11 protein-coding genes are annotated in these 17,830 nt (G+C 63.2%); 8 read left to right on the top strand and 3 right to left on the bottom strand.

Going from position 1 to position 17,830, the window contains the following annotated elements; genetic code table 11:
• The first annotated feature begins 26 nt into the window (after positions 1-26).
• The 5 genes from AC0L2A_RS18230 to AC0L2A_RS18210 all read left to right on the top strand — a co-directional run bounded on the left by AC0L2A_RS18230 (position 27) and on the right by AC0L2A_RS18210 (position 8,639).
• Entirely contained in the window at positions 27-935 is a 909-nt protein-coding gene (locus AC0L2A_RS18230) for a PopZ family protein (RefSeq protein WP_473609925.1), read from the top strand.
• A 355-nt stretch (positions 936-1,290) separates the two neighbouring features.
• Entirely contained in the window at positions 1,291-4,074 is a 2,784-nt protein-coding gene (locus tag AC0L2A_RS18225; protein ID WP_473609924.1) for a valine--tRNA ligase, read from the top strand.
• Between the two features lie 436 nt (positions 4,075-4,510).
• Positions 4,511-5,779, top strand: coding sequence for an OmpP1/FadL family transporter (locus AC0L2A_RS18220; RefSeq protein WP_091596901.1), 1,269 nt, complete (start codon positions 4,511-4,513; stop codon positions 5,777-5,779).
• A gap of 312 nt (positions 5,780-6,091) precedes the next feature.
• Positions 6,092-7,816: a dihydroxy-acid dehydratase gene (ilvD, locus tag AC0L2A_RS18215; protein ID WP_473609923.1), complete on the top strand. Its 1,725-nt coding sequence runs from the start codon at positions 6,092-6,094 to the stop codon at positions 7,814-7,816.
• Positions 7,803-8,639: a tetratricopeptide repeat protein gene (locus tag AC0L2A_RS18210; protein WP_023802582.1), complete on the top strand. Its 837-nt coding sequence runs from the start codon at positions 7,803-7,805 to the stop codon at positions 8,637-8,639. Before ilvD ends, AC0L2A_RS18210 begins: the two co-directional genes overlap by 14 nt.
• 459 nt (positions 8,640-9,098) lie before the next feature.
• Here the strand turns inward: AC0L2A_RS18210 and xth are convergent, their stop codons facing one another.
• The 3 genes from xth to erpA are packed head-to-tail and all read right to left on the bottom strand — an operon-like array spanning position 9,099 to position 10,644.
• Complete coding sequence (gene xth / locus AC0L2A_RS18205; protein WP_236388633.1) at positions 9,099-9,893, bottom strand: exodeoxyribonuclease III; 795 nt, start codon at positions 9,891-9,893, stop codon at positions 9,099-9,101.
• Between the two features lie 7 nt (positions 9,894-9,900).
• The gene (locus tag AC0L2A_RS18200; protein WP_023802579.1) at positions 9,901-10,293 is read right to left on the bottom strand and encodes a VOC family protein; all 393 of its coding nucleotides are present in this window, start codon (positions 10,291-10,293) and stop codon (positions 9,901-9,903) included.
• Between the two features lie 3 nt (positions 10,294-10,296).
• A complete protein-coding gene (erpA, locus tag AC0L2A_RS18195) occupies positions 10,297-10,644 on the bottom strand; it encodes an iron-sulfur cluster insertion protein ErpA (RefSeq protein ID WP_006335221.1) in 348 nt (115 codons plus the stop codon).
• 120 nt (positions 10,645-10,764) lie between these two features.
• Between erpA and AC0L2A_RS18190 the strand changes: the two genes are divergently transcribed.
• From AC0L2A_RS18190 to AC0L2A_RS18180, 3 genes are all read left to right on the top strand, one after another.
• Positions 10,765-11,979 carry a deoxyguanosinetriphosphate triphosphohydrolase gene (locus tag AC0L2A_RS18190; RefSeq protein WP_287240624.1) on the top strand — a complete coding sequence of 405 codons (1,215 nt, stop codon included), beginning with the start codon at positions 10,765-10,767 and terminating at the stop codon, positions 11,977-11,979.
• 67 nt (positions 11,980-12,046) lie between these two features.
• Positions 12,047-13,804 (top strand): arginine--tRNA ligase, encoded by a 1,758-nt coding sequence (gene argS / locus AC0L2A_RS18185; protein ID WP_473609921.1) that lies wholly within the window; start codon positions 12,047-12,049, stop codon positions 13,802-13,804.
• Between the two features lie 103 nt (positions 13,805-13,907).
• Positions 13,908-17,696, top strand: a complete 3,789-nt coding sequence (locus tag AC0L2A_RS18180) for an SPOR domain-containing protein (RefSeq protein ID WP_473609920.1) — start codon at positions 13,908-13,910, stop codon at positions 17,694-17,696.
• Positions 17,697-17,830 lie beyond the last annotated feature (134 nt).

Here is a 17,830-nt window from a genome sequence, read left to right as displayed (position 1 = left end):
GAGTCACAAGGGCGGCGGATGTGACGATGGCGACGGCAAGCAGCGTACAGCGCGAACCTTCCATGGAGGAGATACTGGCTTCCATCAGGAGGATCATTGAGGACAACGACACCGGCCGCAAGCAGTCGGACGATACGGACGACCTGCTGCAGGATCTGACGTCGGTAGCCGTGCCGGCACCGGCGGTAGCCGTGTCGGCACCGGCGGCAGCTGTGCCGGCACCGGCGGCAGGCGGGGCGCCGCCGGAGGCAGGCGCGTTTCGCGCCGAGTTGCGTCCGGGATTCGACGCCAGGAGGCCGGCCACGCTGACCGAGGTGCAGGCGCAACCGTCGGCCGTCGAGCCTGTCATCGCGCGCGTCGAGCCGCCGGTGCGGTCCGATCCGGCTCCGGTCAAATCGCCCGTGACGCTTGCTGGTGACAGGGTCGCGGCCGAAGCGGCCCCGGCCGCCAAGCCGGAGCCGAATGCGCCTGCGACGGCAAGGGTTGCGGAGACGACCGACAGTATCGTTGCCGGGTGGCGGCGTGATATCGCCGCAATCAGCGAAGCGAAGACCGCGGCCAAGCCGGACAGGGCCCCAGACAGGACAGAGCTGCGACAGACGCCGGATGCCGAACCGAAGGCCGAAAATATCGAGGACGCGGCCGAACCTGCTTTCGAGCCGGCCCCGCCGCGAAGCGGGTTGGCGCGCCCGGCGACGAGCGAGGCACCGTCCGCTCGTCCGGCGATCCTTTCCGAACATACCGGCCGGCAAGTTGCCGCCGCCTTCGGCGAGCTTTCCGATGCGTTCGCCAGCCGCAGCAAGAAAACCTTCGACGAGATGGCCGAGGAGATGCTGAGGCCCATGCTGCAGGACTGGCTGGACAACAATCTGCCGACGCTGGTCGAGCGGCTGGTGCGCGAAGAAATTGAACGTGTAGCGCGCGGCGCGCAGTAACCGGCAAATCGCCGAAGTCGGCGCCGCCCCTCATCTGCCTGCCGGCATCTCTCCCCGTATAGTGACGGGCTGGCCGCAACCTTGGCGCACTTTCTGCAACGCTGGAAATTGGCGAAATCTTTTGCGATGTGTCTTTCTCCCCGTCACTATACGGGGAGAAATGCCCGGCAGGGCAATGAGGGGCAGCGCAAACCTCCAAGCGATTGCCCTGCGACGCCCACTTCTGCAAGTTGCCCCGATCTGCCCAGGCGCTATTTGCTGGCATGGCCGTCTGCCGCTTGCTTGCGGTTGACTTGGCCAAAACCTTCCGATTTACACCGGACCAGCAAAAACCCGACAGCCCGGACGCCTTCCCATGCTCGAAAAAACCTACGACGCAAAGATCGTCGAGCCGAAGATCGCCAAAGTCTGGGAGGAGGCCGACGCGTTTCGTGCCGGCGCAGGCGCCGAGGAGGGCGCGGAAGCCTTCACCATCGTCATCCCGCCACCGAACGTCACCGGCTCGCTGCATATGGGCCATGCGCTCAACAACACGCTGCAGGACATTCTGGTGCGCTTCGAGCGCATGCGCGGCAAGAACGTGCTGTGGCAGCCCGGCATGGACCACGCCGGCATCGCCACCCAGATGGTGGTCGAGCGCCAGCTTATGGAGAAGCAGATCCACCGACGCGACCTGACGCGCGATGAGTTCATCGAGAAGGTCTGGGAGTGGAAGGCCGAATCCGGCGGCGCGATCTTCAACCAGCTGAAGCGGCTGGGGGCCTCGGCCGACTGGAGCCGAGAGCGCTTCACCATGGACGAGGGGCTGTCCAGGGCGGTGCTCGAAGTGTTTGTCACCCTCTACAAGGAGGGCCTGATCTACAAGGACAAGCGCCTTGTGAACTGGGACCCGAAGCTGTTGACTGCGATTTCCGACCTCGAGGTCGAACAGCAGGAAGTCAACGGCAATCTCTGGCATTTCCGCTACCCCGTCGAGGGCGAGGTTTTCGATCCGGAAAATCCAAAAACCTTCATCACCGTGGCGACGACGCGGCCCGAGACGATGCTGGGCGATACGGCGGTGGCGGTGCATCCCGACGACGAGCGTTTTCGGCATCTGCTCGGCAGGAACCTCGTCCTGCCGATCGTCGGCCGCAAGATCCCGGTGGTGGCGGACCAATATTCCGATCCGGAGAAAGGCAGCGGCGCGGTCAAGATCACGCCGGCGCATGACTTCAACGATTTTGAGGTCGGCAGGCGCCACAAGTTGCCGGCCATCAATATCCTCACCGTCGAGGCGGCGGTCGCGCTCACCGACAATGACGACTTTCTCGCCGGGCTGGAGGTAACGCCCGAGCGTCAGGCCGTCTGGGATGAGCTTAACGGCCTCGATCGTTTCGTCGCGCGCAAGAAGATCGTCGAGCTGATGGAGGCGGGCGGCTTCCTCGAAAAGGTCGAGCCGCATCGCCATGCCGTGCCGCATGGCGATCGCGGCGGCGTGCCGATCGAACCGTTCCTGACCGAACAATGGTATGCGAACGCGGCGGAGCTCGCCAGGCCGGCAATCGCCTCGGTGCGCGAGGGCCGCACCAGGTTCGTGCCGAAAAACTGGGAGAAGACTTATTTCGACTGGATGGAGAACATCCAGCCCTGGTGCATTTCGCGCCAGCTCTGGTGGGGACACCAGATCCCGGCCTGGTACGGGCCGGACGGCCGCATCTTCGTCGAGAAGACCGAGGAGGAGGCGCTCGCCGCCGCAATCGAATATTATCTGGCGCTGGAAGGGCCGTGGAAGGCCTGGGTCGAGGACAAGCTCGAGAATTTCAAGCCGGGCGAGATCCTGATCCGCGACGAGGATGTGCTCGACACATGGTTTTCGTCGGCGCTGTGGCCGTTCTCGACGCTCGGCTGGCCGGACCAGACGCCGGAGCTGAAGACCCACTATCAGACCGACGTGCTGGTAACCGGCTTCGACATCATCTTCTTCTGGGTCGCTCGCATGATGATGATGGGCCTGCATTTCATGGGCGAGGAGCCGTTCCACACCGTCTATGTCCATGCGCTGGTGCGCGACAAGAACGGGCAGAAGATGTCGAAGTCGAAAGGCAACGTCATCGACCCGCTCGATCTCATCGACGAATATGGCGCCGACGCACTGCGCTTCACGCTGACGGTGATGGCCGCGCAAGGGCGTGACGTGAAGCTCGATCCGGCTCGTATCGCCGGCTACCGCAATTTTGGCACCAAGCTGTGGAACGCGACGCGTTTTGCCGAGATGAACGACGTCGCGAGAAACGACGATTTCTGGCTGAACGACGCCAAGCTGGCGGTCAACCGCTGGATCCTGACCGAACTGACACGCGTGGCGCGCGAAATCACCGACGGCATCACCTCATACCGGTTCAACGAGGCTGCGACTGCTGCCTACCGCTTCGTCTGGAACCTGTTCTGCGACTGGTACCTGGAACTGCTGAAGCCGGTCTTCATGGGTAAGGACGAGGCAGCCAAGGCCGAGAGCCGGGCTTGCGTCGCCTTCGTGCTCGACGAGATCTACAAGCTGCTGCATCCGATGATGCCGTTCATGACCGAAGAGCTGTGGGCTGAGACATCGGGTGAGGGCAAGCAACGGCCGTCGCTGCTTTGCCATGCCGCGTGGCCGTCGCCCGACTTCGAGGACGAGGCAGCGGCCGCCGACATCAACTGGCTGATCGACCTGGTCTCAGGCATCCGCTCCGTGCGTTCGGAAATGAACGTGCCGCCGGCGGCGATCGCGCCGCTGATGGTGATCGGCGCCAATACCGCAACCCGCGAAAGGCTTGAGCGTCAGGCATCGGCCGTCAAGCGACTGGCGCGGGTCGGCGACATCTCGCTTGTCGATACGGCGCCCAAGGGCTCCGCCCAGATCGTGCTCAACGAAGCCACCATCTGCCTGCCGCTCGGCAGCCTGATCGACCTTGCCGCCGAGGCGGCGCGGCTGCAGAAGGAATTGGTCAAGGTGACCGAAGAGATCGCCCGCCTGCACAAGAAGCTGTCCAACGACAAATTCGTCGCCAACGCGCCGGACGATGTCGTCGAAGCCGAGCGCGAAAAACTCGCCGAGTATCGCGAGGCGCAAGAGAAGCTTTCGGTGGCGCTGACACGCGTGCGCGACGCCGGTTGACCCATCTGTGGTATTTGAGAACCGAATTGGCGGAGGAGCGGATTTGCCAAACCGTCTTCCGCTTCTTGGGCGCCTGATGCTCAGGATTCGCGAGTCCTGCGACCGCGCTTTTCGGGCGGCTTGCTGCACGAAAAATAGGCATTCCGCAGCGTAAATCTTGACGTAAACGGAATGTTTTAGCCCCATTGTTGCCATAATGTAACAATGGGCTCAGTTGCCGCAAAACGGGCGGTTTTGGCGCCGTTCCATGTGCGTTTTTCCGAGTTTTTGCTCGATTTGCCGCCAAACAAGCCGTTTTCCGGCTTTGCTGTGGAGCTGTCACTTTGTCTGAAATGCGGTCGGCGAAGGCGTACATGTACGCATCGAGAATTCGTTGTTGCGCCGTTAACTCGAATTGGTTCTAGCTTAGTCCATTCGTACTAGGGGAGGGACATTCATGAACAATTTGCGTCGGAAAGCGCTGCTGGGGGCGGGGTGCTTTTCGCTGGCTTTGATCGGGACGGCGCATGCCGGCGGCCTTGAGCGCGGCGGCTACAACATCGACCTGCTTTTCGATCCGGCGCCTGTCGCCGGAGAGCTTTCGGGCACTTATGTGATGCCGGAACGGAAGATCAAGAATGCCGTAGACACGGATACAAGTAGCGCATTTCCACCGCCCGTTACTGGTCGTGGCGGTGGCGATTTGAACTCTCGGTCCGGTTCTGCCGATGATTCGGAGAGCTATTTTGTCCCCCGCATGGGAATTAAGGTCGGAGTCGGGGACCACCTCGATTGCATGGGCGATTATTCACAGCCTTGGGGGATCCATTCGGCCCCCGGTCTGAATTGGGCAGGTGCCAACAGCAATATCGAAACCAAGATCGAAAGCGAAAATTTTGCAGCCACCTGCTCCTACAAGATGGATGCGGGCAAAGGCCAGTTTCGCTTCATTGGCGGTGTGTTCTACCAGGATATCAGTGGCTTCAAGGAGCGGCTGGTCCAGGATTTTACCGGCTTTCCTGTACCCTTCACCGGCGTAGGTCGGATCGACCTCGAAGGCAACGGGGTTGGCTGGCGCATCGGCGCCGCTTATGAGATTCCGGAAATCGCGCTCCGTGCCAGCTTGGTCTACAACAGCGAAGTTGATTTGGGAGACGTGACCGGGGACGTCGATCTTACACAGGTCCCTGGCCGGGGTGTAATTCCTGTGATCGGTACGGCGAGCATGCCGCAGTCGGTCGAGTTCAAGGTCCAGTCGGGTATTGCTCCGGGCTGGCTTGCCTTCGGGTCGGTGAAGTGGGTCGACTGGAGTGTGCTGCAGATTGTCAATTTCTGCGCTGTCGGCGCTCCGGTTGGCTGCACCTTCGGAGGCCCGAGCTTCGTCACGTCTCTGGATCTGCTCTATCGCGACGGATGGACCGTATCCGGCGGTATCGGCCACAAGTTCAACGATCAGTGGAGCGCTGCAGCGACGCTTACCTGGGATCGCGGAACGACCACGGGCTTGAGCACCCAAACCGATACCTGGACGGTTGGTGCCGGCGCGTCTTTCTCGCCCACCAAAAACGTCGAACTCCGCTTTGGCGGTGCCATCGGCATCCTGACCAGTGGTTCGGTCGGAGTGGTCACTGACGAGGACGGAATTCCTCACGGCACAGACGTTTCATACGATTTCGGCGACGATCTCGTGACCGCCCTTTCAGCTTCCTTCAAGGTCAAGTGGTAGGTTACTCAAATTAAACGATAAAAAGGCCGGGCAATGCCCGGCCTTTTTGGTTGAGTGGGCCTTCTGGCCGGTGGTCCCAAGCTGATGGCATTGCTCCGTCATTGCAACGACCCCGCTTCCCTCTGCCTCACGCGATCGTGATGTTTTGGCAACAGTTTCTGAACAACCCTCGCGCCACAACCGCGCCCGCCGACATTGCCTACTTCCCGCCATAAACCCGGCGCACCTCGAATGCGTCCCAGGGCATGCCAAAGGGCTCGGCGTTGGGGCAGGTCGCACCGCAGGTCGCATCGCCCGGGGCAAGGGAAGAGAATGAACGCCAGAGTCATCTCCAAGGCCAAGCTGCCCAGCCGCTATGTGACCGTCGGTCCGGCGCGTGCGCCGCACCGCTCCTATCTCTATGCGATGGGCTTGTCGGCGGCCGAGATCGCGCAGCCGCTGGTCGGCGTCGCCAGCTGCTGGAACGAGGCGGCACCCTGCAACATCTCGCTGATGCGCCAGGCGCAGGTGGTCAAGAAGGGCGTTGCCGCGGCGAACGGCACGCCGCGCGAATTCTGCACCATCACCGTCACGGACGGCATCGCCATGGGTCACCAGGGCATGAAATCGTCACTGGTGTCGCGCGAGGTCATCGCCGATTCGGTCGAACTCACCATGCGCGGCCATTGCTACGATGCGCTGGTCGGCCTTGCCGGTTGCGACAAGTCGCTGCCCGGCATGATGATGGCCATGGTGCGGCTCAACGTGCCGTCGATCTTCATTTATGGCGGCTCGATCCTGCCCGGTTCCTACAAGGGCCGGCAGATCACCGTGCAGGATGTGTTCGAGGCCGTCGGCCAGCACTCGGCCGGCACGATCGGCGACGCCGAACTCCTCGAAATCGAGCAAGCCGCTTGTCCGTCGGCCGGCTCCTGCGGCGCCCAGTTCACCGCCAACACCATGGCCACCGTCGCCGAGGCGATCGGGCTGGCGCTGCCCTATTCCTGCGGGGCGCCGGCGCCCTATGAGATGCGCGACCGCTTCAATTTCGCCTCCGGCGAAAAGATCATGGAGCTGATCGCAAAAAATATCCGCCCGCGCGACATCGTCACTCTGGACGCGCTGGAGAATGCGGCGACCGTGGTCTCGGCCACCGGCGGCTCGACCAACGCGGCGCTGCATCTGCCGGCGATCGCGCATGAGGCGGGGATAAAGTTCGACCTGTTCGACGTCGCCAGGATCTTCGAGAAGACGCCTTATATCGCCGACCTGAAGCCGGGCGGCAAATATGTCGCCAAGGACATGTTCGAGGCCGGCGGCATTCCGCTCTTGATGAAGACGTTGCTCGACCACGGCTATCTGCATGGCGACTGCCTGACCGTGACCGGCCGCACTTTAGCCGAAAATATGGAGCACGTTGCCTGGAATGATAGCCAGGATGTGGTCCGTCCCGCCAACCGACCAATCACCCGAACGGGTGGCGTCGTGGGCTTGAAGGGAAACCTTGCCCCCGAAGGCGCGATCGTGAAGGTCGCGGGCATGTCGGAGCTTAAATTCTCTGGCCCGGCACGCTGCTTCGATTCGGAAGAGGAATGTTTCCAGGCGGTTACGGATCGCAGCTACAGCGAGGGCGAGGTCCTCGTGATCCGCTACGAGGGGCCGCGCGGCGGTCCGGGCATGCGCGAAATGCTATCGACGACGGCGGCTCTCTATGGCCAGGGCATGGGCGGCAAGGTGGCTCTCATCACCGACGGGCGTTTTTCGGGCGCGACACGCGGCTTCTGCATCGGCCATGTCGGGCCGGAAGCCGCCGTGGGTGGCCCGATCGGGCTGCTCAGGGATGGCGACTTGATTTCGATCGACGCGGTGAACGGCACCATCGAGGTGGCGCTGTCCGACACCGAACTGGCGACCAGGGCAAAGGCATGGAAGGCGCGCGCGACCGATTATCAGTCGGGCGCGATCTGGAAATATGCACAAACGGTAGGGCCTGCCCGCGACGGGGCGGTCACCCATCCCGGTGGTGCGAGAGAAACACATTGTTATGCGGATATCTGAGTTGCTGAGGCTGTCTGTCTTTTCGGCACTGGTCGCGATCGCCACTTTTGGCGCGACCTTGGGCGCCGCAGGCCAGGCCATGGCCTTCGATGACAAGGTGTTCGACGACAAGACCGGCGTGAAGCCGCAGTCGAGCCCGTGGGCGGTGTTCCAGTTCGGCTTCTCCGCCTACAAGAACGGCCGCAAGGAGCAGGCTGCTGAGGCTTATAAATACGCGGCCGAAAACGGCCAGATCGGCGCCACCTGGAAGCTTGCGCGCATGTATGCCGAGGGTGACGGCGTCGAGCGCGACGACTACGCGGCGTTCAAGTTCTTCAGCGAGATCGTCGACCAGGACGTCGAGCCCGGCTCGCCGGAAGAGAGCTATGTCTCGGACGCGCTCGTGGCGCTCGGCGACTATCTGAGGAAGGGCATCCCCGGCAGCCCGATCAAAGAGAACGAGGTGGCGGCCCAGGAGTACTACATGCGCGCCGCCGCCAACTACCGCAACCCGAATGCCCAGTTCGAGATGGGCCAGATCTTCCTGAATGGCAAGGGCGGCGTCAAGGCGAGCATCAAGCAGGCCGGACGCTGGTTCCAGCTCGCTGCGGAAAAGGGCCATGCCGGCGCGCAGGCGACGCTCGGCCACCTGCTCTTCCAGAGCGGCAAGATCGTTCGGGGGCTGGCGATGATGACCGCGGCGCTTGAACGGGCCGCGCCTTCCGACCAGCCATGGATACGCGGCATGCAGGAAGAGGCGTTTGCCGCTGCGGGCGAGGCCGACCGCCGCACCGCGATTTCGCTGGCCGACGACATCCTCACCAAGGGTGGCGGCGACCGGTAGTCGCGACGCCAACAGCCAAGAAAGGCTGGGTCAATAGTCAGGAAGAGTGGCGATCTCGAAAAAGTCGGGATCAATTCTCGGTCGGTTGCGTCGGAACGGGACCGGACTCCGGCGTTGAAATCGGCGTGGCCGGCGGCGCCAGCTTGGTTTTAGGACAATCGTTCCGGATCCTTGTCCATGACGTGTTGTTGAGCACCATGTCGCAGCGGGCGAGATGGCTCCGACCGGAAAGCGTCAGGCAGGCGACCTGGCCGATCTGGAATGATGTTCCGTTGGCCAGGCATGCAGGATTGGCAAACGCCGACGTCGCCGCGAGGGCGAGCGCGGCGGCACATGGGCAAATCGCAAACCTGATCGTCATCCTGAACCCCGGCCGAACCCGGATTGCAGCGGAAACCCCGATTGTGGCGATATGACGGTCCATCCACCGGCAATCCGGCGGTTCAGGCCCCGAAATGATCAGATTGGCGCAAAACCCAATTCGATGGCCACCGGCACGTGGTCCGAGGGTTTTTCCCAGGCGCGCACGTGCTTTTCGATTGAGGCCGAGGAAAAGCGATTGGCGGCCTCGGGCGAGAGCAGCAAGTGATCGATGCGGATGCCGTTGTTCTTCTGCCAGGCGCCGGCCTGATAGTCCCAGAACGTAAAAATGTCCGGCGAGTCGCTGACCGCGCGCACGGCTTCGGTGAAGCCGAGGTTCTTCAGCCGGCGGAACGCCTGCCTGGTCTGCGGCTGGAACAGCGCATCGCCGAGCCAGTTCTCCGGGAACTTCGCATCGATCGGTTCGGGGATGACATTGTAATCGCCGGCCAGCACCAACGCCTCTTCGAGCGCGAGTCTTTCCTCGGCCCAGCGCTCCAGCCGCGCCATCCAGGACAGCTTGTAGGAGAACTTCTTCTCGTCATCGATCGGATTGCCGTTCGGCAAATACAGCGAGGCAACGCGCAACGCGCCCTTGTCGGTCGAGAACACGCCCTCGATGAAACGCGCCTGATCGTCGGCATCGTCGCCCGGCAGGCCCCTGATGACCTCGTCGAAGCGCAGCTTCGACAGGATGGCGACGCCGTTGAATCCCTTTTGGCCATAGATTTCGACGTTGTAGCCAAGCGCCTCGATCTCGGCCCGCGGAAACTGCTCGTCGACCGTCTTGATCTCCTGCAGGCAGGCAATATCGGGCGCGCTTTCCGTCAGCCAGTGCGTCAAATTGCCGATGCGGGCCCGAACACCATTGATGTTCCAGGTGACGATTTTCATGACGGCCTCATTGCTGCTCGGGCGGATGGCGTTCGACGAGGCCGATCGTATTGCCTGCCGGATCCTTTAGAAAGGCCATCCATTCGCTTTCCCCCGCCGGCCCGAACAGGCCCTCGGTGTCGCGGTGGACGAGCATCGGCGGCGCGGTGAAGGGGACGCCGGCGGCTTTTGCCGAGGCGTGGAAATCGTCAAGGCCCGAAATGTCGAGATAGACGGTGCCGGCCGGCAGGCCATCGGTGAACAGCAGCCGGACATCGCCGGCCATGATGAAGGCGATGCCAGGCGGATCGAAGCGCACGTGCACGGCCATGCCAAGCACATCCTGCCAGAACGCCAGCGTTGCATCGAGATCGCGCCCGGCTGAAAGCGCGACCTGACGGACCGCGCTAATGGTAGGCATTCTCTAAATACTGAAGCTGGTGCCGCAGCCGCACGAGGCGACCGCATTCGGGTTCCTGATCTGGAACGACTGGCCCATCAGATCGTCGACGAAATCGATCACCGAGCCGCCCATATAGACCAGCGAGAGGTCATCGATCAGCACGGTGGCGCCGTCCTTCTCGATGGCGACGTCGTCATCGTTGCGGGTGTCGACCAGGTCGAACTTGTAGGAAAAGCCGGAACAGCCGCCGCCCTCGACCGAAACGCGCAGCGCCGTCTTGCCGGCTTCGCCAGACACAATCTTGGCAATCCGCCTGGCGGCGGCGTCGGTCATCTCAACTTTCATGGCGGTCTTGGCATCAGCGCCCATGGGCGTCACCTTGCTTTCGGTTTCACATGATAGGTATGAAGCGCGAGGGGGCAAGTCAACTGCGATGGAAATTGGCGGGGCTATGGAAATTGGTTGGGGTTATGGAAATCGGTTGGGGCGATGACAAATGAGTTGGGCGACATCGGATTTGGTTATCGGCCGCGCGCCGCCTATGCCTGCGATCCGGCAAAGTCGCGCGGGCGGCTGTTCGACGAGGTGGAGAGCCCGACCCGCACGCCATTCCAGCGCGACCGCGACCGCATCATCCATTCGACGGCCTTCCGCCGGCTGAAGCACAAGACGCAGGTGTTCGTCGCGCATGAGGGCGACCATTACCGCACCCGGCTGACGCATTCGATCGAGGTGGCGCAGATCGCGCGCGCCCTGGCGCGGGCGCTGCGCGGCGACGAGGACCTGGCAGAGGCGGTGGCGCTGGTGCACGATTTCGGCCACACGCCCTTCGGCCATACCGGCGAGGACGCGCTGAACCAGAAGATGGCGGCCTGGGGCGGCTTCGACCACAATGCACAGTCGCTGCGCGTGGTGACGCGGCTGGAGAGCCGCTATGCCGAATTCGACGGGCTGAACCTCACCTGGGAGACGCTGGAGGGACTGGTCAAGCACAACGGACCGCTGACCGACGCCAGCGGAAACGGGCTGAAGGGGCCGGTGCCGCAAGCGATCCGCGACTATTCGGAGCTGCACGACCTCGAGCTCGACCGCTTCGCCGGCATCGAGGCGCAGTGCGCGGCGATCGCCGACGACATCGCTTACAACAGCCATGACATCGATGACGGCCTGAGGTCGGGCCTTCTGAAGCTCGACATGCTGGAAAAGGTTTCGCTGCCCGGCTCGATCCTCGACGGCGTGCGTCAGCGCTATCCGGCGCTGGACGATGTGAGGACAGGGCACGAACTGATGCGCCGGCAGATCACGATGATGGTCGAGGATGTCATCGTCTCCACCACCGCCAATCTGGCCCGCATCAAGCCGGACAGCGCCGACGCGGTGAGGGCGGCAGGCGAGACGATGGTGACCTTTTCAGCCGAAATGGCCGCTTTCGAAGAGGAATTGAAAGCCTTTCTCTACAAGCATCTCTATCGACACAGCGAAGTCGTGCGCGTGCGCAACCAGGCCGAGCAGATCGTCAACGACCTGTTCGAGGTCTATTTCGCCGATCCGCGCGCCATGCCCGATGGCTGGCGCGAAGGGCTCGACCGGGCTGATGATCGCATCAAGGCGCGCAGCGTCGCCGATTTCCTGGCGGGCATGACGGATACCTACGCTTTGAAGGAACACCGCCGTTTGTTTGACCATACGCCTGAATTAAGCTAGGCGGGGCGCGATTTTGCCGGCCAATAGACCGGATTCCCGCAAAGCCGCCAGAGCCAGGGCCACACCAATGAACATCTTCGCCGATTTCAACGCGCGAATCATAAAGGCCGTCGAAGCGCTTGATTTGAAAGACAAAGACGGCGGTTCGCTGGACTTGTCGCGCGTCGCCGTCGAGCCGCCGCGCGACGCCAGCCATGGCGACCTGGCGACCAATGCGGCAATGGTGCTGGCCAAGCCGACCGGCCAGCCGCCGCGCGTACTGGCTGAAAGGCTGGCGCAAGCGCTGCGCGCCGACCCGGACATCGCCGCTGCAGACGTTGCCGGTCCGGGCTTCGTCAATCTCAGGCTCAAGGACGCGTTCTGGCAGGTGCATCTGACTGCGCTGCTCGGCGAAGGCCGCAATTACGGCCGCTCGACCGTTGGCGGCGGCAAGAAGGCCAATGTCGAATATGTCTCGGCCAACCCTACCGGACCGATGCATGTCGGCCATTGCCGCGGCGCGGTGGTGGGTGATGCGCTCGCCAATCTGATGGCCTTCGCCGGTTATGACGTGATCAAGGAATATGTCATCAACGACGCTGGTTCGCAGATCGACGTGCTCGGCCGCTCCGCCATGCTGCGTTACCGCGAGGCGCTCGGCGACGACATCGGCGAGATTCCTGCCGGGCTCTATCCAGGCGACTATCTCGTGCCGGTCGGCCAGGCTCTGGTAAGCGAATTTGGCCGTTCTTTGCTGCAGATGCCGGATGAGGAAGCGCTTGCCCTTGTCAAGGACAGGACGATCGACGCGATGATGGCAATGATCCGTGAGGATCTGGCGCTGCTCAATGTGCATCACGACGTCTTTTTCTCGGAGCGCACCCTGCACGCCGACAACGCCCGGAAAATCCGCTCGGCGATCAACGACCTGACCCTCAAGGGCCATATCTACAAGGGCAAGCTGCCGCCGCCCAAGGGCGAGAAGCCGGACGACTGGGAGGATCGCGAGCAGACGCTGTTCCGCTCGACAGCGGTCGGCGACGACATGGACCGGGCGCTGGTCAAGTCGGACGGCACCTTCACCTATTTTGCCGCTGATGTCGCCTATCTGAAGGACAAGGTCGATCGCGGTTTCGTCGAGCTGATCTATGTGCTTGGCGCCGATCATGGCGGTTATGTGAAGCGCCTGGAAGCGCTCGCCCGGGCGATTTCCGGCGACGAGGTGAAGCTCACCGTGCTGCTTTGCCAGTTGGTGAAGCTTTTTCGCGAGGGCGAGCCGGTGCGCATGTCGAAGCGGTCGGGCGATTTCGTAACGCTGCGCGAAGTGGTGGAGGAGGTCGGTCGCGACCCGATCCGCTTCATGATGCTCTACCGCAAGAACGATGCGGCGCTCGATTTCGACTTCGCCAAGGTGACCGAGCAGTCGAAGGACAATCCGGTGTTCTACGTCCAGTACGCCTCGGCGCGCTGCCATTCGGTGTTCCGGCAGGCGAGCGAACAGCTGGGCGAGGCCAATTTCGACCGCAATCGGCTGGCCGCCGCCACCGCTTCGCTGACCGACGAAGGCGAGATCGGCCTGATCAGGAAGCTTGCCGAATATCCGCGGCTGATCGAATCCGCGGCACTTGCGCTCGAGCCGCACCGGCTGGCATTCTACCTCTACGATCTCGCCTCCAGTTTCCACGGACATTGGAACCGCGGCACCGAAAATCCCGACTTACGTTTTGTTAAGGTTAACGACCGACAATTGACCCATGCCAGACTAGGGCTGGTGCAGGCTGTTTCGGACGTTTTGACGTCCGGCCTGACGCTGATCGGAGCCGATGCGCCCACCGAAATGCGTTAGGTTTGACTAAAAAACCTGTCACCTTTTGCCCACATTGCGCTGGTAAGGGCCAACCCTGCGCGACGTCAACGGCGTCCGAATGAGTGCGAGTTCGGGAACAATAATGGCAGACAGAACCCAGCTGAAAGCAGCCGCCCAAAACGATATCGCCAACGATGATCCGTTCGCGGAACTGACCAGGATCATGGGCTTCGACCCGCGCCAGCCGGTCAAGCCGCAGGCCCAGTCGACGGCGGCTGCAGCAAGTCAGCCAGCGGACGACGGCGATTTCGGCATCGACCTCGAGAAGGAGTTGATGGGCGAATTCGGCGGCGACGCCAATGACGGCGCAGCCGAGCTTCGCGAGCCGGCTTTCGACGCGGCTGCTACTGACCCAATCGACGACGAGCTTGTCGCGTCGCTCGAACAGGATCTCCTGCTCGACGACGATGCGGTAGACGAAACCGCCGTTGCCATTGCTGCCGACGATGTGCGCTCTGGCGTTGCCGGAACTCCCTCGGCTGCTGAAGCTGCTTTCGACGACGATTTCGACGAAGCGCTCGCCAGCTCGCTCGAAGACGTGTCGCTATTCGAAGACGATTTGCCGTTGGACGACAGGCTTGGGAACGACGAGCTTGGGAACGACGAGCTTGCCGCGTCGCTCGAACAGGATTTCCGGCTGGACGACGACACGGCGGACGAAACTGCCCATGCCGTTGCCGCCGCCGACCTGGGTTCCGGTGTTGCCGAAGTATCCGCGCCGGCTGTTGAAGCGGCGTTCGACGACGATTTTGACCATGCGATCGCCAGTTCGCTCGAAGACGTGTCGCCGTTCGAAGACGATTTGCCGGTAAACGACGAACTCTCTGCGTCGCTCGAACAGGATTTCCGGCTGGACGACGATGCGACGGACGAACAGAATACCGCCGCCGACATCTCCGCGCCGGCCGCTGACCCCGCCTTCGACGATGAATTCGACAACGCCGTCGCCAGCTCACTCGGAGACGAGCTGACGCTCGACGAGCACGTGCAGGTGGAGCAGGCTGCCGAAGCCGCCGACATCGCCGCGCCGGCCGCCGAACCCGCGTTCGACGATGAATTCGACAACGCCGTCGCAAGCTCGCTCGAAGACGAGCTGACGCTCGACGAGCATGAGCCGATCGAGGCCGCTGTCGAGGCTCCCGCTGCGGCTGTTTGGGCCGTTTCGGATGAGTCCGACGAGGACTTTGCCGACCACGACACTATGGCCGACGTCGCCATGGATGACGTCGACATGGATTTCGACATTCGCACGGCTGAGCCGGTCGAAGTCGACGAGCCAGAAATTGACGAGCCGGATTCTATCGCCGCCAACGACGACGAGCCTTCCGCCGCGACCCCGGAACATGCGTTCGACGACGATTTTGAATTGAGCTTCGACGACACGCTTGCCGATGAAGCCGAGGAGCCGGCTACTCGGGCCCCCGGCGTTGCAGCCGAACCGACGGCGCCAGCCGCCGTCGCTGAGGAGCGGAGCCTCGAAGACGAATTGAACGCGCTGTTGGGCACCATGAGCGCACGGGCTGCCCCGGTGGCAGCGTCCGCGGCCGCCATGGTCCAGCAACCTGTAGCCGCGGCTGGAGAAGCCGCCGACGAACCAGTGGATCCCACCGACGAACTGGCCGGGAGCCTTGACGAGCAAGACCTTTCGGAGCAGTCGAATGAAGACGCGGTCCAGGCCGCCGACGCCGACCTCGACACCGTTCTCCTCGACGGGCTCGTGGGCCATGATTTCGGCGCCGAAGACGCTGCCGGACCGGCTGATATCGATTTCGACGACGATGCATTGCACGCCGCCTTCGCCAAGGACATCGGTCTGGATCATGGCGATGACGCCGCTCCACAGCAGGATCCGAATGATTCGCTCAGCTGGATGGCGGCACCCTCCGCCGCGCCTGCGCCGGCCCGTTCGTGGAGCCGCGTAACGCCGGTGGCACAGCCGCAACCCGCCTTTGCAGCCCAGCCGACGGCTTCGGCGACCACAGAAACAACGACACCGCCAACCGCTGCGGCACCCTCCTATCAGGATGAGCCGGCCTATCAGGATGAGCCGGCCTATCAGGATGAGCCGGCCTATCAGGATGAGCCGGCCGAAGACGATGCCGCCAATGCGGCACCTGCGCCCGATCAAAGCGAACAAGCCTCTGCATATGACGAGATGCCCGATGTCGAGACAGTCGATGTGCCCGAGCGCGTCGTAGCGCTGGCGGACGACCTCGATATTCCGGAACTCGACGTCAATGAAGACGCACCGCCGGCGCCTGCCTATGACGATCTCGATACCGAGTTCGCCAACCTTCTCTCGGAAATGAATGCCGTGGACGTCGCTGCCGGCCCGGCGCGCAGCACGGCGTATGACGACGAATCCTACAAATCCGGATTCAAGCCGGGGGCCGGACCCCAACAGGGGGCAGGGTTCCAGTCAGCGGCCGGGTTCCAGTCAGGCCATGAGCCCGACCGCGTTGAAACGCGGACCTATGCGGCGAGACCGGCAGCAGCGCCCGTCAGTGCGTCTTACGCCGATGCCGCCAGCGGCTTTGATCTGGGCGACTTGCCCAGCGGCCGGCCGGTTTCGCAAGCGCAAGCCAACGATTTTGCCCTGGACGAACTCGACTACGACCCCGAACTGGATGAGGCCATGTCGGTTCCAGGCCTGGCCGAGCAGAATGCCGCGAGGCCCCGGAGCCGCGGCCTGCTGGTCGCCGCAGTCGTCGGCGCCGTGGCGATCGCCGGCGGTCTCGGCGCCTTCGCGCTGTCTTTCGGCGGCAACGGCGGCACCGATGCGCCGGTCATCGTCAAGGCGGACAACGCACCGATCAAGGTCAGGCCGGAAAACCCGGGCGGCACCGTCGTGCCGAACCAGGACAACAAGGTTTACGACGCCGTGGCCAAGGGGGGCGCGAGGCCTGCCGAACCGGTCCAGGAAAAACTGGTCACCAACACCGAAGAGCCGGTGGACGTGGCGGCCAAGGAACCGCCGCAGAGCCGTGTGGTCGATCTTTCGCCCGACGACATCGACACGGCTGAAGCCGCCGATGCGGCCGGCGGCACGCAAGCGGCCGGCGGCACGCAAGCGGCCGGGAATGCCGACGCCGCCGCGCCGGCACCCAAGTCCGAGGATCGTATCGCCCAGGTTCTGCAAGAGGCCGAGCAGGGCATCGAGCCGGATGTCGTCGCCGTTGCGCCACGCAAGGTGAGAACCATGGTCGTCAAATCAGATGGGTCATTGGTTGCGCGCGAGAATCCGGCGCCCGCGGCATCGCAGGTGGCTGCCGTCGAGCCTGTCGATCCGGCGCCGCAGCTTGTGGCCCCGGCGGGTCAGGCCGGCGACGCGGCGCAGACCGGTACCGTAGCGTCTGTTGCCGACCAGGCAAGTGGCGACCTGTTGGGCGGCGATCCGGTGGGCGACCCAGTGGCCGGCGACCGGGCCGAAACCGCCACGCCGGAAGCAGTCAATCTGGCCGCCGTGCCCACGGCTGAGGCTGAAGCTCAAACCAACCAGCCTGCCAACACGCCGGCCACGGTTCCGGTGGCGCCGCAGCGTCCGTCCGACCAGCCGGTCGACGTCGTCGGTGAAGTCAAGCCCGACCAGGTTGCATCCATCAGTCCGGCGGCGGCCTCGACCGGCGGTGGCTCGTGGTCGATGCAGATCGCCTCGCAGCCGACCGTCGAAAGCGCCCAGTCGACCTATCAGGATCTGCAGCGTCGCTATGGCAGCGTGCTTTCCGGCCACACGGCCAACATCGTCAAGGCCGAGATCGCCGGCAAGGGAACGTTCTATCGCGTTCGCGTCCCGGCGAAGTCGCGCAACGATGCGATCAGCCTGTGCACCAACTACAAGGCTGCCGGCGGCAACTGTTTCGTGTCGCGCTAACCATTTTCAAATCTCCCGCCCTTGGGCCGAAAGAACCGGGGGGGGGGGCCACCCCCCCCGGGTTTTTTTTTTTGTGGTGTTTGTTTTTTTTTTTGGTTTTTCGGGGGGGCGGGGGTGGGGGGGGGGGTTTACAT

The sequence above is a fragment of the Mesorhizobium sp. WSM4844 genome, assembly GCF_055811775.1.
This window is presented reverse-complemented; position numbering and strand designations above follow the sequence as displayed.

Bases quoted from the DNA above. Each gene is read 5' to 3' on its own strand.
- AC0L2A_RS18230 (WP_473609925.1), top strand. From the start codon at position 27: ATGGCGACGGCAAGCAGCGTACAGCGCGAACCTTCCATGGAGGAGATA.
- AC0L2A_RS18225 (WP_473609924.1), top strand. From the start codon at position 1,291: ATGCTCGAAAAAACCTACGACGCAAAGATCGTCGAGCCGAAGATCGCC.
- AC0L2A_RS18220 (WP_091596901.1), top strand. From the start codon at position 4,511: ATGAACAATTTGCGTCGGAAAGCGCTGCTGGGGGCGGGGTGCTTTTCG.
- ilvD (WP_473609923.1), top strand. From the start codon at position 6,092: ATGAACGCCAGAGTCATCTCCAAGGCCAAGCTGCCCAGCCGCTATGTG.
- AC0L2A_RS18210 (WP_023802582.1), top strand. From the start codon at position 7,803: ATGCGGATATCTGAGTTGCTGAGGCTGTCTGTCTTTTCGGCACTGGTC.
- xth (WP_236388633.1), bottom strand. From the start codon at position 9,893: ATGAAAATCGTCACCTGGAACATCAATGGTGTTCGGGCCCGCATCGGC.
- AC0L2A_RS18200 (WP_023802579.1), bottom strand. From the start codon at position 10,293: ATGCCTACCATTAGCGCGGTCCGTCAGGTCGCGCTTTCAGCCGGGCGC.
- erpA (WP_006335221.1), bottom strand. From the start codon at position 10,644: ATGGGCGCTGATGCCAAGACCGCCATGAAAGTTGAGATGACCGACGCC.
- AC0L2A_RS18190 (WP_287240624.1), top strand. From the start codon at position 10,765: ATGACAAATGAGTTGGGCGACATCGGATTTGGTTATCGGCCGCGCGCC.
- argS (WP_473609921.1), top strand. From the start codon at position 12,047: ATGAACATCTTCGCCGATTTCAACGCGCGAATCATAAAGGCCGTCGAA.
- AC0L2A_RS18180 (WP_473609920.1), top strand. From the start codon at position 13,908: ATGGCAGACAGAACCCAGCTGAAAGCAGCCGCCCAAAACGATATCGCC.